Source organism: Streptomyces mirabilis, assembly GCF_039503195.1.
GTDB lineage: Bacteria > Actinomycetota > Actinomycetes > Streptomycetales > Streptomycetaceae > Streptomyces > Streptomyces mirabilis_D.
In genome coordinates this window covers 4,157,507-4,176,190 of record NZ_JBCJKP010000001.1, presented here as the reverse complement: position 1 = coordinate 4,176,190, position 18,684 = coordinate 4,157,507, and the positions used below count along the sequence as shown (strand labels likewise).

The window sequence follows — 18,684 nt, the reverse complement described above, 5'->3', positions numbered from 1 at the left end:
GGATCGGTGGAAGGGTAGGTTCAGTGAATGAACCGCCCCCGTGGGTCGACCGTAGCACTCCAGGTTCGTTCATTGAACCGACAGGTCGAAAAGTGGCTACAGTGGGGTCATGGCTCTCGGCAAGGACTACGCGACGCAGGAGTGCTCGATCGCCAGCGCGCTCGAGATCGTCGGCGAGCGGTGGACGCTCCTCGTCGTGCGCGACGCGCTCTACGGCGTACGGCGCTACAACGACTTCCTCGTCCACCTCGGCATCCCGCGCGCCGTTCTCGCGTCCCGCCTCCAGGCGCTGACCGCCGAGGGCATCCTCGAGAAGCGCCGCTACCAGGAGTCGCCGCCGCGCGACGAGTACGTCGTCACCGACCGTGGCATCGCCCTGTGGCCGACCCTGCGCTCGCTCGGGCGGTGGGGCCGCGAGCACCTCGGCGAGGCGCAGCTGCGCTACTTCCGGCACGCGACCTGCGGTACGGAGCTCGGCTCGTACGGCGAATGTGCCACGTGTGGAACCGTCGTACCCGTTCCGGACGTCGAAATGGTGCCGGGACCCGGACTCGATCCGGACCCGGCGGATCCGGTCAGCCGGGCGCTGCTCAAGCCGAGGCGGCTGCTGGAGCCGATCGACACCGGTCACGCAGAGACCGACAGCGGTCACGTGTAAGGCCGACGCCGGTCACGCATAAGACCGACACCGGTCATGCGTAAGCAGGTACGGGGGGACACGAGCTCACGTACGAGAAGGCGAGAGGAGAGGTGGTCCGTGGTCCGGAACTCGGCGAACGCGCGACTTCTGCGCCCTGCCGCCCTTCTGCTCGCGCTGCTCCTCGAACTCGCCGTGCTGGACGCCGGCAGCCTCCCGGCAGCCGTCGCCGTCGCGTTCACCGCGACCGCCGCGGCCGGGGCCGCGCTCGCCGTCTGCGCCCTCGTCGGCTCGCGCCGCGCGTCCGCAGTCCCGCGTACGCGGGTTCGTACGGCGATCCGCGACCGTGAGCACCGTACGGCGTTCCTGCCTCAACGTGATCCCGACGCCTCGGGGCGTCCGCGCCCCCGAGCGCCCGGGCGGGCCCTCCTGACGGCCGCCGCGTAGGGATCCCGGCAGGAACTCGCCAGCACTCGCCAGTCGTACAACCCCTGTCTGCGTACCCCACGCGGGTCGTCATGCCGATGCGTCATTTCTCATTCCGGCACGACGAGACCCCCGGAGGGCTCATCCATGTCCACGTTCATGTCCGCCTCCATGTCTGCCCCCCCGTCCGCTTTCACGCCCACACCCATGTCCGCTTTCGCCGGGCTGGTCGAGCGGCTCGCCGACCTGCTCGAACCGCTGTTCCACGCGTCCGCTGCCGCCGCCGCGATCGTCCTGTTCACCGCGCTCGTACGACTGCTCGTGCATCCCCTGTCCCGGGCGGCGGCGCGTGGACAGCGGGCGCGTGCCGCGTTGCGGCCGCGGGTCGCCGAACTGCGCAAGAAGCATCGGAAGGATCCCGAGAGGATGCGGAAGGCGGTGCTGGAACTGCACGAGAAGGAGAAGGTGTCGCCGCTGTCCGGGATTCTGCCCGGGCTCCTTCAGCTGCCGGCCTTCTTTCTTCTCTATCACCTGTTTTCCAGTTCCACCGTCGGCGGTGAGGCCAACGAGCTGCTGAGCCACCGGCTGTTCGCCGCACCGCTCGGCGGGCGGTGGCTGGACGTGCTCGGGGGCGGTGGGGTGTTCGGTGCCGCCGGGCTCGTCTACCTCACTCTGTTCGTGGCTGTCGGCGCCGTGACTGTCTTCAACTACCGGCGTACGAAGCGGACGATGGCCGCCTCGGCGCCTGCCGCCGACGCGGCGGAGATGCCCGGCCTCGGCGCGGTGAGCGCGTTCGTGCCGTTCCTGTCCTTCTTCACACTCGTCACCGTGGCGGTGGTGCCGCTGGCCGCCGCGTTGTACGTGGTGACCAGTACGGCCTGGAGTGCCGTGGAGCGGGCGGTCCTGTATCCCTGAGGGTGGGGCGGCGGTCCAGTCCGTGAACGGGGTATTGCGGAGTGGACGCGCAGCTTGGAGGATCGACCAGTCCTCCGATGGCTGCACCCGTCGGTGGCTGCCCGCGATCGAGGGAGACTGGGATCATGAAGCTGCTGCGAGTCGGTACGGCGGGATCGGAGCGGCCCGCGCTGCTCGACGCCGAAGGGATTCTCCGGGATCTGTCGGGCGTCGTGCCGGACATCGACGGGGCGCTGCTCGCCGACGACGCGGCGCTCGGGCGGGTTCGTGCGGCCGCCGAGTCGGGCGAACTGCCCGTGCTGGACGCGGACGGGCTGCGCGTCGGGCCGCCGCTCGCCCGGATCGGCAAGATCGTCTGCATCGGGCTCAACTACCACGACCACGCCCGCGAGACCGGGGCCGAGCCGCCTGCCGAGCCGGTGATCTTCTTCAAGGCGGCGGACACGGTGGTCGGGCCGGACGACACCGTGCTTCTGCCGCGTGGGTCGGTCAAGACCGACTGGGAGGTCGAACTCGCGGTCGTCATCGGGCGTACCGCCCGCTATCTGGAGTCGCACGAGGAGGCGCTCGCGCGTGTCGCCGGGTACGCGGTGGCGCACGACGTCTCCGAGCGGGAGTTCCAGATCGAGCGCGGGGGGACGTGGGACAAGGGCAAGAACTGCGAGACGTTCAATCCGCTGGGGCCGTGGCTGGTGACGGCGGACGAGGTTTCGGACCCGCAGGGTCTTTCGCTGAAGCTGTGGGTGAACGGTGAGCTGAAGCAGGACGGGACCACGGCCGAGCAGATCTTCTCGGTGGCGGAAGTGGTCCGGTACGTCAGTCAGTTCATGACGCTCTATCCGGGGGACGTCATCAACACGGGGACGCCGGCGGGGGTTGCCTTGGGGCAGCCGGAGCCGAAGCCGTATCTGCGGGCCGGGGATGTGGTGGAGCTGGAGATCGGGGGGTTGGGCAGGCAGCGGCAGGAGTTCAAACCCGCGTAGGCACTCCGTTGGGTTCGGCGGGGGGTGCGGGTGGGGGTCGGGGTGCTTTGTCGGGTGCCGGTTTGTTGTGGCTGGGCGCGCAGTTCCCCGCGCCCCTGAAAAGAAACAGGGGCGCGGGTGCGGGACCTACCTTCCCAGGAACTGGTGGAGCGCCTTGATGACCAGGGCGTGGTCTTCCAGTTGGGGGAGGCCCGAGACCACCACCGTGCCGATGACGCCCGCGCCCTCGACCGTGAGGGGGAACGCGCCGCCGTGGGCCGCGTAGGCGTCGGGGTCGAGGCGGGAGGACGCCTCGAAGGTGGTGCCCTTGGCGCGGAAGCGGGTGCCGACGAGGAGCGAGGAGCAGCCGTAGCGCTCGACGACGCGGCGCTTGCGGTCGATCCAGGCGTCGTTGTCCGGGGTCGAACCCGGCAGGGCCGCGTGGAAGAGCTGCTGGCCGCCGCGGCGGATGTCGACGGCGACCGGAGCGGCGGCCTCGCGGGCCATGCCCACGAGCAGGGTGCCCAGGGTCCACGCGTCGTCGTACGTGAAGTGGGGGAGGACCAGCTGCCGCTCCTGGGACTCCAGTTCCGTGATCTGTTCCGCGAGCTGCCGCGCGGTGTCCTCGCTGCTCACAGGGACACCGCCGTGCCCTCGGCGGCGGAGCGGCGGGCCGCCTCCAGGACGTCGAGGGCGGCCGCGGCCTCCCGCGCGGTGACCGGGTTCGGGGCGCCGTCGCGGAGGGCGGCGGCGATGGCCGCGTAGTACGCGGGGTAGGCGCCCGGGAGTGTGGGCTCGGGGCGTCCGCCACCCGTGAGCGGGGACTCGCCGGAGCCGACGCGGCCCCACAGGGACTCGGGCTCGGCGCCCCACTCGGCGGTCGTGTCGGGACGCTTGCCCTCGCGCAGGTCCGCCTCCTGCGGGTCGAGGCCGTACTTCACGTAACCCGCCTGCGAGCCCAGTACGCGCAGGCGCGGGCCGAGTTGGGCGGTCGTCGCGGAGACGTAGAGGTGGGAGCGGACGCCGTTCGTGTGCGTGATCGCGATGAAGGTGTCGTCGTCGGTCTGCGCGCCGGGGCGGCGGACGTCCGTCTCGGCGTACACCGAGGCCGCGGGGCCGAAGAGGACGAGGGCCTGGTCGACGACGTGGCTGCCGAGGTCGTAGAGGAGACCTCCGATCTCTGCCGGGTCACCGGACTCGCGCCAGCCGCCCTTGGGCTGCGGACGCCACCGCTCGAAACGGGACTCGAAGCGCCATACGTCGCCCAGCTCGCCCTCGTCGAGCAGCTTGCGGAGGGTCAGGAAGTCGTTGTCCCAGCGGCGGTTCTGGAAGACGGAGAGGAGCAGGCCGCGCTCTTCGGCCAGCGCGGCCAGCTCGCGGGCCTCCGCCGCCGTACCGGCGAGGGGCTTGTCGACGACGACCGGCAGGCCCGCCTCGAGGGCGGCGGTCGCGAGCGGGACGTGGGTCTTGTTCGGGGAGGCGATGACGATCAGGTCCAGCTCGTCGGCGCGCGCCCAGAGCTCTTCGGGCGTGGCGGCGAACGAGACGCCGCCGCCGAACTCGGCGCGGGCCTGCTCCCGCCGCTCCGGGTTCGCGGTGACGATCGTGTCCAGGGCCAGGCCCTCGGTCGCGGCGATCAGCGGGGCGTGGAAGACGGAGCCCGCGAGGCCGTAACCGATGAGGGCCACACGGAGGGGGGTGCCAGTCGTGCCAGTCGTACCAGTCATGACGTCCACTTTCGCAACGCTGTTGCCAAAGTGCAAGCGCGGGGGACAATGGCGTACGTGAACAGGACCAACGCCGAGTCGGGAGTCAATCTGCTCGCCCTGCGCAGCCACAACGCCGCGCTCGTGCTCGATCTGCTGCGCACGGCCGGGGAGGGCGGTATCAGCCGGCTCGAACTCGCCGAGCGCACCGGGCTGACCCCGCAGGCCGTCAGCAAGATCACCGCTCGGCTGCGGGCGGACGGGCTGGTGGCGGAGGCGGGGCGCCGTGCGTCGACCGGCGGCAAGCCGCGGACCGTGCTGCGGCTCGTGCCCGAGGCCGGGCACGCGGTCGGGCTCCACCTCGACCGCGACGAGGTGACGGTCGTGCTGTGCGACCTCACCGGCGCGGTGGTCGCCGAGCGGCGGGTTCCGCTCGATCTGGGGGCGGGGGCGGAGGCGGTCGTCGAGTCGGCGGCGGGGGAGGTCGAGGCGCTGCTCGCGGGGGCGGGGGTGTCCGTACTGGGCGTGGGCGTCGCCCTGCCGGGGCCGCTCGACCATGTCCGGGGTGTGCTGCATCGGGTGACCGGGTTTCCCGAGTGGGACGGGTTCCCGCTGCGGGACGCGCTGGCGGGGCGGCTCGGGGTGCCCGTGGTGGTGGACAAGGACACGAACGCGGCCGCGTTGGGGATCGCGGTGGTGGGGAGGGAGAGCGGCATCGGGAAGACGGGGGATGTGTCCCCCGGCCCCCTCGAATCCTTCGCCTATCTGCATCTCGGTACGGGGCTCGGGGCGGGGCTCGTGATCGGTGGGGGCGTGCACCGGGGGGCGCGTACCGGGGCGGGGGAGTTCGGGCATCAGGTCATCCAGCTGGACGGGCCCCCGTGCGGCTGCGGCAACCGTGGCTGCATCGAGGCGTTGTGCCTCGCCGCGGTGGACCGCGGTGCCGTGGGTGAGGCGGCGCGGGTGCTCGGGGTGGGCGCCGCGAATCTGGTGGGGCTGTTGGACATCGACCTCGTGCTCCTCGGCGGGCGTACCGTCGCCGCGCATGAGGAGGCCTTCGTACGGGGTGTCGGTGCCGTTCTTGAGGAACGGGCTCGGCTGGAGGGCGTGGACGACGGGGCGATTCCGGTGCGGGTGGCGCCCGGTGGGGCGCGTGGGGTCGCGGAGGGTGCGGCGCAGTTGCTGCTGGCGCCGTTGTTCGGGCGCGGGGAGGACTGACCGGCTCGGCTGTTCTGGGGCGGGGTTCCGGCCGGGTGACTCGGTTGTCCGGAGGGGCTTCGGGGGCCGGGTGACTCGGCTGTTCGGGGGACTTCAGGGGCCGGGCGGGGTGTGTCGCGGGGGTGGCGGCGCGGTGGGCGCAGGCCGGTGTGGGACGGTCACGGGGCCGTTGCCCTGTACGCCGTTGCCCTCACCGCCCGACGCTTCCGACCCCTTTCCCGACCCCCTCCCGCCGCCCTTGATCGGCAAAGGCCCCTCATGCGACTGCGCAAGACCAGCCCCTTCGCCCTGACCGCCGTTGCCCCCGCCCTGGGCCTCGGGCTCGCACCGCCGCCCGCCGTCCACGCGCTCATGCCGCTCGGGCCCACCGCGAGCCCCCGTCCCACCTGTGCCGCGCCCGACACCCGGGCCTTCCCGATCAAGACCCGGATCCACGGCGGGCCGGACGCCTACGACGTCGGCGGCGACTTCCGGACCTGGTACATCGACCTGACCAACACCACCGCGCACACCTGCGGAAACATCCACCCGATCGTCGTACTCGTGGACAGCAAGCGGACGCTGCGGCCGGAACAGGCGCGGCTGGAGTTCTACGAGGGGGAGCGCACGCATCCCGTCGAGTTCGAGAAGAGCGACCAGGACGAGAACGTCGGGGCGTTCGACGACGGGTTCCCGGGGTTCACGGTCGGACCCGGCCGCACGCTCACCGTGAAGGTCCGGCTCTCCGTGACCTCCGACGCCGCCGTGCCGAACGACGTCGTCGCCAACGCGGCCGTGGTGCAGCGCCACAACAACGACGGGGACTGGGTGGGGGAGTCGAACGCGTACCGCTTCCGGATCGACGACGAGAGCAAGACGAGCGACGGCGACGTCGTGGAAGCCGAGGGCACTGGGGGCACTGGGGACGGCGGGGGCAACGGGGGTACTGGGGACGGTGGCGATGGCGGAGGGGACAGCGGAGGCGGCGGCGGTACGAGCGCGGCTCCCGACGCCAGTGGCACCGGCACCGGCAACAGCACCGGCAGTAGCACGGACGGCGTCACCGGCACGGGCACCGGCAGTCCCAGCGGCAGCCCCACCGGTACCGGCGACGGTAGTGGCGGCGGTGGCGGCGGTCGTGACGGCGGTGACAGCGACGGTGACGCCGCGGGAAAGGAACGGGACGGGTCCTCGTCGGCGGACGAGGAGTCCTCGTCCGCAGACGAGCTGGCCATGACCGGACCGCGCGAAGCCGCCCTGGTGGTGGGCGTCGTCCTGCTCGCCGCCGGAGGCGTGCTGCTGGCGGCCTCCCGCTGGTCCCGGTTCCGGCGTCGCTGAGCCCTCCCACCGGCGCACCGCCCGTACCGCGTCTGCGACCATCCCCCCGTGGACTACCCGAACGACCAATCGCCCGGCGCCCCCGTCCGCTCCGGCATCCCGGAGCACGGCCGTATCCCGAAGTACTACGCGGTCAAGGCGCACATCGCCGTGCTGATCGAGGAGTTGGGCGAAGGGGGGCTCCTGCCCACCGAGCGCGATCTCGCCGAGAAGTACGAGGTGGCCCGCGAGACCGTACGGCAGGCCCTGCGGGAGTTGCTGCTCGAAGGCAAGCTGCGGCGGCAGGGGCGCGGCACGGTCGTCGCGGGGCCGAAACTGGAGCAGCCGCTCTCCCTCGCGAGCTACACCGAAGGCGTACGGCGGCAGGGGCGCACCCCCGGTCGTACGCTCATCTCGCTCGACCGCTTCCCCTGCCCGCAGGCGCTGGCCACCGAGGCGGGGCTGACGCGCGGCGAGCCCGTCTGGCACATGGAGCGCGTGCTGCTCGCCGACGACGAGCGGGTCGGACTGGAGAGTACGTACGTCGCCGTGGCCCGGGTGCCCGACCTCGACCGCGACTTCGACCCCGACTCCTCGTTCTACGCCTACCTCCACGACCGGCTCGGCATCGCGTTCGGTGACGCGGACGAGCGGATCGAGACGGTGCTGGCGACGCCGCGCGAGGCGCTGCTCATCGGTACGCCGCCCGCGCTGCCGATGCTGCTGATCCACCGGGTCTCGCGGGACGCGAAGGGGCGGCCGCTGGAGCGGGTGCGGACGCTGTACCGGGGGGACCGGTTCTCGTTCACGGCACACCTGGGCAGGTGACGTTCACGGCCCACCTCGGCGGCTGACGTTCCACGCACCTCGGCAGCTGACGCATGGACGGCCGGGGCGGGCTCGGGCTCGTCCTTTCGGCCAAGTATCGTCACAGGGAGATAACGGGTCTAGCCCAAATATGATGGGCGGTTCACCATCCGGTTGCTGTCCGGACCCCTTTGATTCCCCCTTCCCGAGGAGCGTGGCCGTCGTGAGAGTGATAGTCGTCGGAGCCGGCGTGGTGGGTACCCTGCACGCCTGGCACGCGGTGGAACGCGGCCACGAGGTCGTACAGATCGAGCGTGAGGCGGAGGCCCGCGGGGCCTCGCTGCGCAACTTCGGACAGATCTGGGTGAGTGGTCGCGCCGGAGGAGAGGAGCTGGAGACCGCCCTGCGGGCGCGGGAGCTGTGGGAGGAGATCGGGGCACGCGTCCCGGACCTCGGCTTCCGGGCGTGCGGATCGTTGACCCCCGTGCGCAACCCGCGCGAACGCGCCGTCGCCGAGGCCGCCCTGGCCCGCGAGGACGCCGCCGCTCGCGGCTACAAGCTGCTCGCCGCGGACGAGGCGCGCGCCGTGAACCCCGCCCTGCGGGGTGCCTTCGAAGCGGCCCTGTTCTGCGAGCGCGACGCGGCCGTCGAGCCGCGCACGGCCCAACTCGCCCTCCGCGCCGAGCTGTCGAAGTCCCCGAGCTACACGTTCCTGCCGGGCCGCGAGGTCCGTGACGTCGTCGGGGAACACGCCGTGCGCGACGACCACGGGGACGTCCACGCCGGTGACGTCGTCGTGCTGTGCACGGGCGCCTGGCTCGGTGGTCTCGTACGGGAGCTGGCCGGGCCCGAGCTGCCCGTACGGCGGGTGCGGCTGCAGATGATGCAGACCGAACCGCTGGGCGAGCCGCTCACCACCTCCGTCGCCGACGCCGACAGCTTCCGGTACTACCCCGCGTACCGCAGCGCCGCCCTCGACGAGTTCGACGCACACCGGCCGCAGGCGCCGATCGCCGCCGCGCACCGGATGCAGCTGCTCATGGTGCAGCGCGCGGACGGCGGGCTGACCATCGGCGACACCCACGAGTACGAGCACCCCTTCGCCTTCGACACCCTCGAAGACCCCTACGACCACCTCACCGAGGTCGTCGAGTCCTTCCTCGGCCGCCCGCTGCCGAAGGTCCGGCGCCGCTGGGCCGGGGTGTACGCGCAGTGCACCGACCCGAGCCGAGTCGTGCACCGGCAGCGGGTGCGGGACGGGGTGTGGCTGGTCACCGGGCCCGGCGGGCGCGGCATGACCTGTTCGCCCGCCATCGCCGAAACGACCGCCAACGAGCTGGGATGGTGAAAGAAATGACCGAGGACATACGACTCGTCGTGCTCGACATGGCGGGCACCACCGTCGCCGACGGCGGCCTGGTGGAGCAGGCCTTCGCCGTGGCCGCCGAGGAGCTGGGCGTCGAGCCCGGGTCCGCCGACCACGCCGAGAAGCTCGACCACGTCCGGGCCACCATGGGCGAGTCCAAGATCTCCGTCTTCCGGCACCTGTTCGGCGAGGAGTCCCTCGCCCGGCGGGCCAACGCCGCCTTCGAGAAGGCGTACGGGGAACTCGTCGACGGGGGGCGCCTCGCGCCGATCGCCGGGGCGCGCGAGGCGATCGAGGAGCTCCGGGCCGGCGGCCGCACCGTCGTCCTGACCACCGGGTTCGCCCGCGTCACCCGGGACGCCATCCTCGACGCCCTCGGCTGGCAGGGGCTGGTGCCGCTCACGCTGTGCCCGGCCGACGCCTCAGGCCGCGGGCGGCCGTACCCCGACATGGTCCTGGAGGCCTTCCTGCGCACCAAGGCGGCGGAGGGCGTCCAGCAGGTCGCGGTCGTGGGCGACACCTCGTCCGACATGCTCAGCGGCGTACGCGCCGGGGCGGGCGTGGTGGCCGGTGTGCTCACCGGGGCGCACGGCACCGAGGCGCTGCGCGCGGCCGGGGCCGGCCATGTGCTCGGCTCGGTGGCCGAACTTCCCGCCCTGCTCGACGGACCCACCGGAGCCGATCCGCATCCCGGAGCCGGGCGGTGAGCGGCGGCAGCGGTATCCGCTTCGACCGGGTGTCCGTCGGGTACGACGGCACCACGGTCCTCGACTCCCTCGACCTCACCGTCGAGCCCGGCGAGGTGATGGCGCTGCTCGGGCCGTCCGGGTCCGGGACGACCACCGCGCTACGGGCCGTCGCCGGGTTCGTACGGCCCGCCTCGGGCCGGGTGTTCATCGGCGACCGGGACATGACCGCTCTGCCGCCCCACCGGCGCGGCGTCGGCATGGTGGTGCAGCGGTACACGTTGTTCCCGCACATGCGGGTCGAGGACAACGTCGCCTTCGGGCTCAGGGCGCAGAAGGTCGCCAGGGGCAAGAGGCGCGGACGGGTCGCCGAGGCGCTGGAGATGACCGGGATGGCGGCCTACGCCCGGCGCCGCCCGCGGGGACTGTCCGGCGGGCAGCAGCTGGGTGTACCCCAGGCCCTTAAAGCACTGGGGGAGGGTCGCCATCGCGCGGGCGCTCGCCATCCGGCCCGGCGTCCTCCTCCTCGACGAGCCGCTGTCCGCGCTCGACGCGCAGCTGCGGTCGGGAATGCTGGCCGAACTCTCCCGGCTGCACCGGGAGTTGCGCTACGACAAGAAGGAGCTGAAGCAGGCCCCCACCACCTGGGAGGAGCTGCTCGGCGCGCGGTACAAGAACAGTCCTTGGACTGGGCGTAGTTCATTTGGACGTCGCCGGCCCTGACCAGGCTCATGGCCGGCGTCGCCCTTGTCGAGCCGGACTGGGCCGACATCGACAAGAACCTGACCTCGTACGTCGAGGACTGGAAGACGGCCACGGGAAGCTGACACTCCACCCTGACTAGGCTGGGGGCGTCGGCACATCGTCGTTCCGGCGCCCCCGGATCGTGTGCGTACGTACGCCAGGACGGCAGGAGAACCAGCACCATGGCAGAGCGCAAGCCCATCGAGTCGTGGCTCACCGACATGGACGGCGTCCTCATCCACGAGGGTGTGCCGATCCCCGGCGCGGACGCCTTCGTCAAGAGGCTGCGGGAGTCCGGGAAGCCGTTCCTGGTGCTCACCAACAACTCGATCTACACCGCTCGTGACCTGCACGCCAGGCTGCGGCGCATGGGCCTGGACGTGCCGGTCGAGAACATCTGGACCTCCGCGCTCGCCACCGCCAAGTTCCTGGACGACCAGCGGCCCGGCGGTACCGCGTACGTCATCGGCGAGGCGGGCCTGACCACGGCACTGCACGACATCGGGTACGTCCTGACCGACCACGAGCCGGACTACGTGGTCCTCGGCGAGACCCGAACGTACTCCTTCGAGGCCATGACCAAGGCGGTCCGGCTGATCAAGGGCGGCGCCCGGTTCATCGCCACCAACCCCGACGAGACCGGCCCGTCCGCCGAGGGCCCGCTGCCCGCGACCGGCGCGGTGGCCGCGCTGATCACCAAGGCGACCGGCAAGCAGCCCTACTTCGCAGGCAAGCCGAACCCGCTGATGATGCGGACGGGTCTCAACGCCATCGGGGCGCACTCCGAGACCAGCGCGATGATCGGCGACCGGATGGACACGGACGTCCTGGCCGGCCTCGAGGCGGGCATGGTGACCTATCTCGTCCTCACCGGGCTGACCACCCGCGAGGAGATCGAGCAGTACCCCTTCCGGCCCTCCAGGATCGTGGACTCGATCGCGGACCTCGTCGAGCGGATCTGACGCCGCCCGGACCGGAGGGCGGGCGACCGGCCCGCGCCAAACCTTTCGAGACCCGTTTGGAGCAGTCGGGGGCGTCTGAGGATGCGTCCGGCGGCCCGGAGGGGGAGTCTCCAGGTATCTGGAGGTTCACGATGGGTTCATGTCGACTCGCTCTCTGTGCGCGACTCACTCTCTGTGCCGGTGCGGTGCTCGCGGCGGCGTTCACTCCCGCCGCGTACGCGGCCGACGGCGGCGTCTCCGTCTCTCCCGTGTCCCCGGCCCCCGGCAGCGACGTCCAGCTGCGGGCGCTGGGCTGTACGGGGACGACCGGTACCGCGGTCTCGACGGCGTTCGTCGCGGACGCGCGGCTCACCGGCCAGGGCGGGGTGCTCGTCGGCGACACCCGTGTCCGCTCGTCGGCCACGCCCGGTGCCTACGAGGTCAAGGTCAGCTGTGACGGCCGCCAGAACCGGGTGAACGGCACGGTCACGGTCACCGCGCCGGGCGGCCCGACCTCCCTGAGGTCCGCCCTCGCCGTCCCGACCGCCTTGACATCCGCCCTGGCCCTACCGAACGGCCTGGCCTCGCCCGTCGCCCCCGTGCACGCGGGCGGCGGCGGCACCGCGCACTTCGCCTCCGTGGACGCCCGCTCGTCGAGCCCCGGCACCAAGCACGCGGTGATCGGCCTCGTCCTCGCGAGCGCCGCCGCGGTGGCGGTCGCGGTCCGCAGCGCGCGCCGGGGCCACGACACCCGAGACTGACATGTCCGACGACATGCCCGCACACGGGCGTTCCTCCGGCGCCGGCCGGCTGCTGACCGGTGTCGCCTGGGCGGTGCTGCTGCTCGGGCTGTGGCTGTGGGGCCGTGACCTGACCGACGTACGGCAGGGGATAGCGGCGCCGACGACGGGGGACATCGCGGCGGTCGGACGACCGCCCGAGGTACGGCTGCCACCCGCGCTGAAGCCGCTGACGAGCGCGGTGCCGCAGCGCATCGACATTCCCTCGATGGGGGTGCAGGCGCCGGTCGTGGGCCGCGGGCTCGACGGGCAGGGGGCGATCGATCCGCCGCCCTTCGACCAGCCGGGCGTGGTCGGCTGGTACGCCGCCGGGGTGCGGCCGGGGGCGGCCGGGACCGCGTTGTTCGTGGGGCACGTCGACACCGAGACCCGGCCCGCGGTCTTCTACAAACTCAGCACGGTACGGCCGGGGCAGACGGTCCGGGTGGTCCGCGACGACGGGACGGTCGCCGAGTTCACCGTGGACGACGTGCAGGTCTTCCCGCGCGACCACTTCGACGCCCGACAGGCCTACGGGCCACGGGAGTCGGGGCGGGCCGAGCTGCGGCTCGTCACCTGCGGCGGCACCTTCGACCGGGCCAGCCGCACCTACACCGCGAACGTGGTCGTGTCGGCGTACCTGACGGGCCACGGATGATGATGCGGGTGACCGCGGCCGGTGTCCCGGTGACCGGTTCCACCTGGCCCGGTCGGCGGCCCGCTCCCCCCGGAGCCGCCGACCGGGCTGGTCCTCGACCGCGCGCGCACGGGCTGCGGGAGTAACCCGGCGGTCGGCGCGGGAGGTTCGGGGTCCGTTTGAGGCAACTCTAGAACGTATGAGCGTTCTGGCCTAGGACCTGTCCCCGTGGGGGGCTGTAACAGCTCACCGACAAGGGGCGGGCGATCTCGTGGGCGAGGCGCCACCTATGTCACGATTGACCCCAAGGACAGTGCACCCGAGGGGGAGTTGCATGTACGGCAGCAAGGGGGCCGGGGCTCGGGCGTCCGTCGTGGTGGTGGGGGCGTTGCTGGTGCTCGCGGGGTGTTCCTCCGGGGGCGGCGGCGACAAGAGCGACGGTTCCGGTTCCAAGGTCACACAACAGCCCAAGAACTCCGACCCGTTCTGGGTCAACCCGGCGGGCAACGCGGCCGAGCAGGTCGCCGCGTACGTCAAGGCGGGCAAGAAGGACGACGCCGAGCAGATCCGCAAGATAGCCGAACAGCCGACCGGCGAGTGGATCGGGCCGGAGAATCCCGAGCGGGAGGCGCGCGGTTTCACCGAGGCGGCGCAGCAGGCCGACCGGGCGGCCATCCTGGTCCTCTACAACATCCCGCACCGCGACTGCGGCCAGTTCTCGCAGGGCGGCGCGGCGGACGGCGACGCCTACAAGGCCTGGATCGACGGGGTCGCCCGCGGCATCCAGGACCGGCCCGCCACGGTGATCCTGGAACCGGACGCCATTCTGCACCTGGTCAACCAGTGCACTCCGGCGCAGTTCCAGGAGGAGCGGTACTTCCTCCTCGAGACCGCGGTCACCAAGCTCAAGGCCCTGAAGAACACGAAGGTGTACCTCGACGCGGGCAACGCGGGCTGGGGTCACCCCGACCAGATCTTCCAGCCGCTGAAGCGGGCGGGCATCGACCGGGCCGACGGCTTCTCCGTCAACGTCTCCAATTTCTACTCGACCAAGGACTCCCTCGCGTACGGCAGGCAACTGTCCGCGAAGGTCGGCGGCAAGCATTTCGTCATCGACACCAGCCGCAACGGAAACGGCCCCTACACGGCCGGCGAGGCGGACGAGAACTGGTGCAATCCGCCGGGGCGCGCGCTGGGCGAGACCCCGACGACCAAGACCGCCGATCCGCTCGTCGACGCGTATCTCTGGGTCAAGCGGCCGGGTGAGTCGGACGGGGAGTGCAAGGGGGGTCCGAAGGCGGGCGAATGGTGGCCCGAGTACGCCCTGAAGCTGGCCAAGTCATCCAACTGACGCCAATTCCCCGCGCCCTATCTTTTAGGGGCGCGGGGCTCTGACATCATGCGGCTCCGCCGCGTGGGCGCGACCAGCCACAACGAACCCGCAGTCGAAACGGCCCAATCAGCGGAACGCTACGGCACCTTGACCCACTGCGCCTTGCTCGGCGTCCCCTGGTCGTCCGTCACGAACAGCATGTACCAGCCGGACTCCACGAGATTCCGGTTCTTCGGCACGGTCACCGTGACCCCGTTCTTCGTCTTCTTGAAGTCCAGCGCGATGGAACGCTGATCGACGTCGGTGACGTGCGTGGACGCGCTCGGCCGGATCAGCCGGGCCGTCCTGATGGTCGACGCGTGCTGCGAGGTGAACGTCGCCGAGCCGCCGCGCGCGATCGTCTTCGGACCGCCGGTCAGATCGGGCCGGGAGTCCCGGTAGAGGTACGGCGGCGTGTAGATCTCGATGCGCTGCTCGAACGTGGCCGGTTTGGTGTTGGCCTTGTCCGCGTAGAGCGAGTTGGAGCCGAAGAACATCACCCGGCCGTCGGGCAGCAGGATCGAGCCCGAGTGGTAGTTGCGGCCCACCAGCGGATCGGCGACCCGGTCGAAGGTGTTCGACTTGGTGTCGTAGATCCGCGCCTGGAGGATGTTGGAGGCGCTGCGCCCCCGGTAGTCCTCGGAGCCGCCGGACACCAGGACGGTGTCGTCCGGCAGGATCGAGGACTGCGGATAGCGGGTGCCCTTCTCCAGTTCGGGCCCGTCGACGAAGCTCGGGTTCTTGTCCTTGAGGTCGATCAGCCGGGTCTTCTTGCTGGACAGCTTGGACTCGCCGACCCCGCCGCCGCCGATCACCATGTACTTCTCGTCCTGCGCGGGCGGCAGCAGCACCGTGCCGGACGTCTCCATCATGTTGGGGTCGCTCAGGCCCGGCAGCTTGGTGAACTTGTTGGTGGCCACGTCCCAGATGCCGGGGTCGCGGCCCACGTTGTCCGGTCCGTAGCCCGCGTTCGAGCCCGAGTAGAACATCTCGCCGTTCTGCATCAGGGAGATCGCCGGGTAGGTCGGGAACTGGCGGATTCCCTTGGTGTACGTCCATTTCTTGGTCTTCGGGTCGAACACCTCGTTCTTGCCCGGGACCAGCTGGCCGATCTCGTCCAGACCGGAGAGGCTGAGGATCTTGCCGTCGCTCATGGTGGTGAGCGTCGGGTACCAGCGGGCCTCGTTCATCGGGTCGACCTTGATGTACTTCTCGGCGACCGGATCGAACTCGTATGCGTCCCGGATGCCCTGGAAGTCCTTCTTGTCCAGGGCGAGCTTCTGCGCGATGCCGTAGGTGTTGCGGGCGTCGGCTCCGGTCAGGCCCTGGATGCGGTAGTTGTCCTGGGTGCCCGTCTCGTACTTCTGGCCGCTCTGCTGTGCCTCGACGTAGATACGGCCGAGGCCCGGGTCGTTGCGCAGGAACCTGCCGGTCGCCTTGTCGAAGACCTTCGTCGCGCGCGGGACGAGCACCGGGTCCTTGGAGACGAACGTCTTGCCGTTCTCCTTGCCGGTGAACCTGGTGCCCGCGGGCAGCGTGATCGGCTTGTCCGGGTTCTCGTTGTGGACGACCATCAGGCCGCCCGCCTTGGTGACGTCACCCTTCAGCGTCTCGTACCGCTTCGTGCCGCCCGCGATCAGCAGATTGCCGTTGGCGAGCTGGGTGTGGCCCGTGCAGAACAGGTCGGCGGGCGTAGGGATCTTCTTGATGGTGCCCTTGACCGGGTCCCAGATCCGCGTGTCGAACTTCTTCGCGTCGAAGTTGTCCTGGTTGTTGCCCGAGCCCGCGATCAGCAGGATCTTGCCGGTGTGCAGCAGGGCCGCGTGGATGGTGTTCTGTCTGTACTCCTCGGGGAACTGGATGATGTCCCAGTGCCCGTTCTTGGCTTTGTACTCGGGCTTGTTGATCGTGTACTCGTGGTATTTCTCCGTGCTGAAGCGGTACACCCACGGCCCGTTCATCCCGGCCAGCGCGAGCACCACCGCCCCGCCTATCGCAAGTCGACGAGCACGGCGGCGACGGGCACCGTCTTTCATTTTTTACGTCCCCCAAGGGAAATCTGCATGGTCTGGTCATTGCCTCCGCCGCTGCCGCCGCCCTGTGCCGCCGCCCAGTTGGGCTTGTGCTGCGGGGCGTGCGGGGCATGCGGAGCGTGCTGCTCCTGCTGGGGCGCCGAGGCCTGAGCGGGCAGCGGCACCGTCTCCTCGGGTGAGGCGGGCGGCACCGACGGCTTCTTCTTCGCCTGGCGCAGGGCCCACTGCCAGGCGAGGATCGGCGAGGCGGTGATCAGCAGGGCGAAGGAGGCCCAGGTGATCATCGCGGGGTGGGAGTGCCCGAGCAGGAGTCCGGCGACGATCGAGCCGGCGAAGACCAGGATGAAGAACAGGTGGATCCGGAAGGTCCCGAACAGTGTGTCGGGGCTGGCCGAATCACCCTTGGGGGTCACTACGAACTTGCTCTTGCGGCGCAGCACCGCGTCCATCAGCGAGCGGGCGTAGATCGGCGCGGAGAGCGCCGACATGATCATGCCCGCCACGCCGCCCGAGCCCTCGGGCTCGTGCGGGGAGACGTTGTGGCGGCGGTTCCATACGTACAGGCCGATCTGCAGCGCGGAGGCGTTGCCGTACAGCATCAGCCAGACCGTCGGGTCGATGTTCACACCGGATGCGCCCAGGCCCAGGAAGAGTGCGCAGCTGAGGGCCGCGAGGATCCAGTTGAGGGCGGACATCGGGTAGAAGATGATCATCATGGTGTAGTTGAAGAGCTTGCTCGGCGGCAGCGAGAAGAAGCCCTTCCAGTACTGCTTGAGGATCGTCTCGTACGTGCCCCGGGACCAGCGCAGCTGCTGGGTGAAGAAGTCCGTCCAGGCGTTCGGGCCCTCACCGACCGCGAGAACGTCCGGGGTGTACACCGAGCGCCACTTCCTGCCCGTCGCCGGGTTCTTCGCGCGGTGCATCTCGAAGCCGGTCGCCATGTCCTCGGTGATCGAGTCGTACAGGCCGCCGATCTGCTTGAGCGCCTTGATGCGTACGGCGTTGGAGGTGCCCACGAACATCGGCGCGCCGTAGCGGTTGCCGGCCCGCTGGATCAGCGCGTGGAAGAGGAACTGCTGGGACTCGGCGGCCTTGGTGATGGGGTTGTCGTAGTTGCCGTAGACCTGCGGGCCGATGACGAAGCCGATGTCCGGGTCGCGGAAGAAGCCGAGCATCCGCTCCAGGTAGTTGGGCAGCGGCACGTGGTCGGTGTCGACCGAGGCGAAGAAGTCGTACTCGTCGCCGTGCGCCTCCAGCCAGGCGTTGTAGTTGCCGTGCTTGGTCTTGGCGCGGTGCGGGCCCTTGGCCTGGTTCCACTTCGCGACGCCCTTGCGGGAGAAGTGGTGCACGCCCAGGCGCTTGCAGACCTCCTTCACCTCCGGGTCGTCACCCTCGTCGAGGAGCCAGACGTGCAGAAGGCCCCGGTGGCGCAGCTTGACGGCCGCCTCCAGGGTCTTGGTCACCATGGCGAGGGGTTCCTTGCCGGGCACGAAGGAGGTGAGGAAGGCGACTCTGGTGCCGGTCTCCGGGACCACCGGGATCGGGTCGCGGGCGACCAGGGTGGCGTGCGCGTTCGACAGCACGTTCATGCAGCGGAAGAACTCGATCAGACCGATCGAGACCAGCATCACGATGTCCAGCACCGGCAGGAAGTCGTAGGCCGGGTAGTCGCGTTCGGTCCAGTGCTCCGGCTGGAGCAGCCAGCCCAGCAGGATCAGCGACAGCAGCGGCGCGGCGCCCAGCATCAGGGCGGCGCGGATGCGGTGCGGCTCCTGGGACAGCAACGAGCGGTACTGCACCTTGTACGGCTTGTTCGGATCGGGCTGTGTGAGGGGACCCGCGAGCCGGCTGTAGTGCTCGTAGTCGTATCTCGGCAGGGTCTTCTTGATCCTGCGGAAGTTGCTGCCGGTCCGGTGCGATGGCATCCGGAGCTGGGTCGTCTCAGACGGGTCGAAGTTCTGCCGGGCGCCCGTCGGCGTCGACGTCATGAGTCATTCCCCCCGCACGCACGTCCAGGTGCGTGTTCGTCGGTTCTTGTCGCCCGTTCGAGTCCCCCTTGACTGTCACGGACGCATGCTGGCAGGTCGGCATCACCACACCCTCCACACAAGGGAGACATAGAAATGCGACCTTCCGGTTGCATGATGCCCCCCTCGGCA

The 18,684-nt window shown here is 70.6% G+C and carries 17 protein-coding genes and 2 pseudogenes; 15 read left to right on the top strand and 4 right to left on the bottom strand.

What is annotated here, in order from left to right; all coding sequences use genetic code 11:
- The first annotated feature begins 109 nt into the window (after positions 1–109).
- The 4 genes from AAFF41_RS19420 to AAFF41_RS19405 all read left to right on the top strand — a co-directional run bounded on the left by AAFF41_RS19420 (position 110) and on the right by AAFF41_RS19405 (position 2,961).
- Complete coding sequence (locus AAFF41_RS19420; RefSeq protein WP_319747756.1) at positions 110–658, top strand: winged helix-turn-helix transcriptional regulator; 549 nt, start codon at positions 110–112, stop codon at positions 656–658.
- 99 nt (positions 659–757) lie between these two features.
- Positions 758–1,084 carry a DUF6412 domain-containing protein gene (locus AAFF41_RS19415; RefSeq protein WP_319747759.1) on the top strand — a complete coding sequence of 109 codons (327 nt, stop codon included), beginning with the start codon at positions 758–760 and terminating at the stop codon, positions 1,082–1,084.
- Between the two features lie 186 nt (positions 1,085–1,270).
- A complete protein-coding gene (gene yidC, locus AAFF41_RS19410) occupies positions 1,271–1,978 on the top strand; it encodes a membrane protein insertase YidC (RefSeq protein WP_343324320.1) in 708 nt (235 codons plus the stop codon).
- A 125-nt stretch (positions 1,979–2,103) separates the two neighbouring features.
- Positions 2,104–2,961: a fumarylacetoacetate hydrolase family protein gene (locus AAFF41_RS19405; protein ID WP_343324319.1), complete on the top strand. Its 858-nt coding sequence runs from the start codon at positions 2,104–2,106 to the stop codon at positions 2,959–2,961.
- Positions 2,962–3,087: 126 nt separating this feature from the next.
- On the opposite strand, the gene AAFF41_RS19400 is transcribed toward AAFF41_RS19405, so the two are convergent.
- Positions 3,088–3,576: a heme-degrading domain-containing protein gene (locus AAFF41_RS19400; protein WP_319747766.1), complete on the bottom strand. Its 489-nt coding sequence runs from the start codon at positions 3,574–3,576 to the stop codon at positions 3,088–3,090.
- Positions 3,573–4,667, bottom strand: coding sequence for a Gfo/Idh/MocA family oxidoreductase (locus AAFF41_RS19395; RefSeq protein WP_319747768.1), 1,095 nt, complete (start codon positions 4,665–4,667; stop codon positions 3,573–3,575). The genes AAFF41_RS19400 and AAFF41_RS19395 overlap by 4 nt, the downstream gene beginning before the upstream one ends.
- Before the next feature lie 48 nt (positions 4,668–4,715).
- Here AAFF41_RS19395 and AAFF41_RS19390 point away from each other — a divergent pair, with 48 nt between their 5' ends.
- The 11 genes and pseudogenes from AAFF41_RS19390 to AAFF41_RS19340 all read left to right on the top strand — a co-directional run bounded on the left by AAFF41_RS19390 (position 4,716) and on the right by AAFF41_RS19340 (position 14,471).
- A complete protein-coding gene (locus AAFF41_RS19390) occupies positions 4,716–5,864 on the top strand; it encodes an ROK family transcriptional regulator (protein WP_097284874.1) in 1,149 nt (382 codons plus the stop codon).
- A 258-nt stretch (positions 5,865–6,122) separates the two neighbouring features.
- Positions 6,123–7,181 carry a hypothetical protein gene (locus tag AAFF41_RS19385; RefSeq protein ID WP_343324318.1) on the top strand — a complete coding sequence of 353 codons (1,059 nt, stop codon included), beginning with the start codon at positions 6,123–6,125 and terminating at the stop codon, positions 7,179–7,181.
- A gap of 48 nt (positions 7,182–7,229) precedes the next feature.
- A complete protein-coding gene (locus tag AAFF41_RS19380; RefSeq protein WP_343324317.1) occupies positions 7,230–7,988 on the top strand; it encodes a GntR family transcriptional regulator in 759 nt (252 codons plus the stop codon).
- Between the two features lie 202 nt (positions 7,989–8,190).
- Positions 8,191–9,315 (top strand): TIGR03364 family FAD-dependent oxidoreductase, encoded by a 1,125-nt coding sequence (locus tag AAFF41_RS19375; RefSeq protein WP_343324316.1) that lies wholly within the window; start codon positions 8,191–8,193, stop codon positions 9,313–9,315.
- A gap of 5 nt (positions 9,316–9,320) precedes the next feature.
- Positions 9,321–10,040, top strand: coding sequence for an HAD family hydrolase (locus tag AAFF41_RS19370; protein ID WP_343324315.1), 720 nt, complete (start codon positions 9,321–9,323; stop codon positions 10,038–10,040).
- Positions 10,037–10,625 (top strand): annotated as a pseudogene (locus tag AAFF41_RS19365) (ABC transporter ATP-binding protein); the annotation flags it as partial. The gene AAFF41_RS19370 and the pseudogene AAFF41_RS19365, both read left to right, overlap by 4 nt.
- 110 nt (positions 10,626–10,735) lie before the next feature.
- Positions 10,736–10,846: pseudogene (locus AAFF41_RS19360) on the top strand (2-aminoethylphosphonate ABC transporter substrate-binding protein); the annotation flags it as partial.
- Between the two features lie 99 nt (positions 10,847–10,945).
- Complete coding sequence (locus AAFF41_RS19355; RefSeq protein ID WP_054235562.1) at positions 10,946–11,725, top strand: HAD-IIA family hydrolase; 780 nt, start codon at positions 10,946–10,948, stop codon at positions 11,723–11,725.
- A 185-nt stretch (positions 11,726–11,910) separates the two neighbouring features.
- A complete protein-coding gene (locus AAFF41_RS19350) occupies positions 11,911–12,465 on the top strand; it encodes a hypothetical protein (RefSeq protein WP_388411946.1) in 555 nt (184 codons plus the stop codon).
- A gap of 1 nt (position 12,466) precedes the next feature.
- The gene (locus AAFF41_RS19345; protein WP_319747780.1) at positions 12,467–13,141 is read left to right on the top strand and encodes a class F sortase; all 675 of its coding nucleotides are present in this window, start codon (positions 12,467–12,469) and stop codon (positions 13,139–13,141) included.
- A 313-nt stretch (positions 13,142–13,454) separates the two neighbouring features.
- Positions 13,455–14,471, top strand: a complete 1,017-nt coding sequence (locus AAFF41_RS19340) for a glycoside hydrolase family 6 protein (RefSeq protein ID WP_319747782.1) — start codon at positions 13,455–13,457, stop codon at positions 14,469–14,471.
- A gap of 119 nt (positions 14,472–14,590) precedes the next feature.
- Here the strand turns inward: AAFF41_RS19340 and glxA are convergent, their stop codons facing one another.
- Positions 14,591–16,528 (bottom strand): radical copper oxidase GlxA, encoded by a 1,938-nt coding sequence (gene glxA, locus AAFF41_RS19335; RefSeq protein WP_343324313.1) that lies wholly within the window; start codon positions 16,526–16,528, stop codon positions 14,591–14,593.
- Complete coding sequence (locus tag AAFF41_RS19330; protein WP_343324312.1) at positions 16,525–18,513, bottom strand: glycosyltransferase family 2 protein; 1,989 nt, start codon at positions 18,511–18,513, stop codon at positions 16,525–16,527. Before AAFF41_RS19330 ends, glxA begins: the two co-directional genes overlap by 4 nt.
- Between the last annotated feature and the right edge of the window lie 171 nt (positions 18,514–18,684).

Excerpts from the sequence above, each read along its gene's own strand:
- AAFF41_RS19420 (WP_319747756.1), top strand. The coding sequence starts at position 110 with ATGGCTCTCGGCAAGGACTACGCGACGCAGGAGTGCTCGATCGCCAGC.
- yidC (WP_343324320.1), top strand. The coding sequence starts at position 1,271 with ATGTCCGCTTTCGCCGGGCTGGTCGAGCGGCTCGCCGACCTGCTCGAA.
- AAFF41_RS19405 (WP_343324319.1), top strand. The coding sequence starts at position 2,104 with ATGAAGCTGCTGCGAGTCGGTACGGCGGGATCGGAGCGGCCCGCGCTG.
- AAFF41_RS19395 (WP_319747768.1), bottom strand. The coding sequence starts at position 4,667 with ATGACTGGTACGACTGGCACGACTGGCACCCCCCTCCGTGTGGCCCTC.
- AAFF41_RS19390 (WP_097284874.1), top strand. The coding sequence starts at position 4,716 with ATGGCGTACGTGAACAGGACCAACGCCGAGTCGGGAGTCAATCTGCTC.
- AAFF41_RS19385 (WP_343324318.1), top strand. The coding sequence starts at position 6,123 with ATGCGACTGCGCAAGACCAGCCCCTTCGCCCTGACCGCCGTTGCCCCC.
- AAFF41_RS19370 (WP_343324315.1), top strand. The coding sequence starts at position 9,321 with ATGACCGAGGACATACGACTCGTCGTGCTCGACATGGCGGGCACCACC.
- AAFF41_RS19355 (WP_054235562.1), top strand. The coding sequence starts at position 10,946 with ATGGCAGAGCGCAAGCCCATCGAGTCGTGGCTCACCGACATGGACGGC.
- AAFF41_RS19345 (WP_319747780.1), top strand. The coding sequence starts at position 12,467 with ATGTCCGACGACATGCCCGCACACGGGCGTTCCTCCGGCGCCGGCCGG.
- AAFF41_RS19340 (WP_319747782.1), top strand. The coding sequence starts at position 13,455 with ATGTACGGCAGCAAGGGGGCCGGGGCTCGGGCGTCCGTCGTGGTGGTG.
- glxA (WP_343324313.1), bottom strand. The coding sequence starts at position 16,528 with ATGAAAGACGGTGCCCGTCGCCGCCGTGCTCGTCGACTTGCGATAGGC.
- AAFF41_RS19330 (WP_343324312.1), bottom strand. The coding sequence starts at position 18,513 with ATGACGTCGACGCCGACGGGCGCCCGGCAGAACTTCGACCCGTCTGAG.